The sequence below is a fragment of the Ekhidna sp. genome, assembly GCF_039960695.1.
Classification (GTDB): Bacteria; Bacteroidota; Bacteroidia; order Cytophagales; family Cyclobacteriaceae; genus Ekhidna.
In genome coordinates, this window is sequence record NZ_JBDVKP010000001.1 from 1 (window position 1) to 2,738 (window position 2,738).

Below are 2,738 nucleotides of genomic sequence, written 5' to 3' on the forward strand. Positions count from 1 at the left end.
CCTGATGCAAGAAAGGATATTGGTGACTACCTGATGGACTACTACAACCGGCAGCGTCCCCATACATTCAATGACGGCATGCCACCTGTAGTCGCGGAAGAAAAACTTAAAATACTGTCCGGGATTAGTTGACCACTACACCCGGGAGAGTAATTCCCAAAAAGAGTTCTTCCCTCATAAAACAACCGTCACGGAAGACGACTTGCCATCGATGGCCAAAGTAACAATTCAAGATGACACATTAGACGCAATCACATCTATAGACATGCTTTATCACATCGAGAAAGTGACAGGGAAGGGGAGCAGCCTCACTGCTTTCAGTATTGATGGGCGAACTATACCTGCCAACCTTCTCCCAGCCTCATCGTTTCCAGCCGGGTACCTATGCGTGTTCTTGTTTGAGTCTGAGATCTTTCAGTCGAGTTCAGATACCTCACGTCAAAAACTAGTTCTTCCTGAAGGCATACCGGAAGCTCGTCTGTATAGATTTTTGACGCGTGAGCTCGGCAGGGTACTGGCGGAAAAGATTCCGATCATTAACGAAAGAAATGAAAAAACCAAAGCTCAGTTTGAAAAAACGTTTCCACATCTATTGGGATACTTTGAACAAGATACAGTTGGGCTTATAGACCAAGATGACGCGTTGACCGTTGCTCAGCAAAAATTTTTCCGTGTTCAGAAAGAAGTTCTTCAATGTGAAACGCTTAGCGATGCTGCTTACGAAAAATCACTCGAATTGTCCTCTCGAACGCTGACCGAATATGTGCTTTACCGAGAGAAAATTATAGGCCGCATGAAGGAAATGTCGGATCAAAACGCCGAAGCGGATATACATAATCTAATTGTCCCTCGCTATAAGGAATTTGGTCAGGAATCAATCGCGTCCGAGCTATACCAGAACAACGCCTGGCTATTGGATGACAAGTTCATGGTTTTTCAAACGATTCTAAGCGAGAAAAGGATGGATTCTGTTATCAACGCAGTACGACTCGGTGGAGAGTATACGGCAGAGGATGGAAGACCGGATATCGCAATGATTTTCTCTGCAGATCCAGCTGACGCAAAGGCGGTGGATGTAGTTGTTGTCGAGATCAAGAAAAAGACCGATGACGAGAAGGATAATATATACGCGATCAATCAATTGCTTGATCGAGCTGTAAAATTGGTGGAGCACTGTCCTAATATCCAGAGAATTTGGTACTACGCAGTCATGCAGGTGAATGACACGATGGCTCTTCGCTTGCGACAATTAAAATGGGCTCCTCTCTTTTCCAAAGGCAGTGTCTTTTATCAAGAATACGACACTCCACATCCTGATGGGCGAATCGTTCCAACGCCTACGTTTGTAGTGTCTTTTGACGCTATCGTGGCGGACGCGGAAAGTAGAAATCACACCTTCCTTGAAATTTTACGGGACGGTATGAAGAAGTACGCTCAGGAGCAAAATGCACGCGATTCCGCAGCTAGCAAATAATTGGGGCAAGTTATGAATATGGACGACTTATTTTCTGAGCAAGAGCAGTCGGTTGAGCAAAATTCGTCTGGTCTAGTGACTTGTCTTGGCATTACTTTTGAAGGCGATGAGGCTCGCCAAGCCCACTTTTCTGGTGAACTGAGAAAAAAGCTTCAAGACCCAGAGTTCCGTAAGATCGAAGGCTTTCCCATTGGCAATGATGAAGACATTTTGAATCTTAGTGATCCGCCATACTACACAGCATGCCCTAATCCGTGGATCCCAGATTTCATCGCCGAGTGGGAGAAGCAGAAACCTGAGCGGTCAAAAGATTATCATTACCATCGTGAGCCCTTTGCAGCCGATGTGAGCGAGGGGAAAAACGACCCAATTTACAACGCGCACTCCTACCACACCAAGGTCCCACCAAAGGCTATCAGGCAATATATCCTGCATTACACCGAGCCAGGTGACATTGTATTTGATGGATTCTGTGGTACTGGCATGACAGGGATTGCAGCGAGAGAATGCGGCGTCCGATTGTCTAACAATGAAATAGAATCGAATATAGGTATGCGACATAGTATTCTGTTAGATCTTTCGGTATTACCAGGCTTTATCGCGTCTAATGTTAATGCAGAGCTACATGGTAGAGATGTTGAGAGGCAGTTTGCGAGACTTCTTGAACTAGCTACGGAAAAATTCAAGAAATATTTCACAACTGTGAATGAAGATGGGCAGGAGGGAGTGATTCAGTACTGTGTGTGGAGCGATGTTTTTATTTGCTCGAACTGCTCTAAGGAATTTAATTACTGGGATGGTGCTGTAGATCTCAATAAAGGGGAGCAGAAAAATCCGTTTCCTTGTCCTCATTGTGGGACGTCACTGAAAAAGCGGACTCTGAATCGCGCATTCACGACCGTTAGCGATCCCGAGACAGGCGAAATATATAAAAAGCCAAGAAGGGAGCTGGTTTATTTGAATTACGAGTACGCCGGTCGTCGATTCAATAAAAGCGCCACGCAAGAAGACAGGAAAAAAGCTTATCAGTTGGAAAGTGGTAAGAGTGAATGCTGGGTTCCGACCAGCGAATTGCCGAAAGCAGACCGGTTTTATAAAGATGGCCTGCACCTTGTGTCTCTTACTAAGGAAGGTCTGAATAACTGCTGATATTTGCCGATCTTGGGTTTAACCGGCAAAAAATCGAAGATTCAGACACTATTTTCCCGTTAGTTGTGTGTTTCTTGCCCGATTCCCGCCATTTTGGCGAAAAACAGGCGCACTG

The 2,738-nt window shown here is 45.2% G+C and carries 2 protein-coding genes and 1 pseudogene; all 3 read left to right on the top strand.

The genetic code is table 11. The features are described 5' to 3' along the window. Positions 1-132 (top strand): annotated as a pseudogene (locus ABJG98_RS00005) (IS3 family transposase); the annotation flags it as partial. Between the two features lie 79 nt (positions 133-211). Then, positions 212-1,474, top strand: a complete 1,263-nt coding sequence (locus ABJG98_RS00010) for a hypothetical protein (protein WP_348190427.1) — start codon at positions 212-214, stop codon at positions 1,472-1,474. An 18-nt stretch (positions 1,475-1,492) separates the two neighbouring features. Further along, a complete protein-coding gene (locus ABJG98_RS00015) occupies positions 1,493-2,623 on the top strand; it encodes a DNA methyltransferase (RefSeq protein ID WP_348277396.1) in 1,131 nt (376 codons plus the stop codon). Positions 2,624-2,738: the final 115 nt, after the last annotated feature.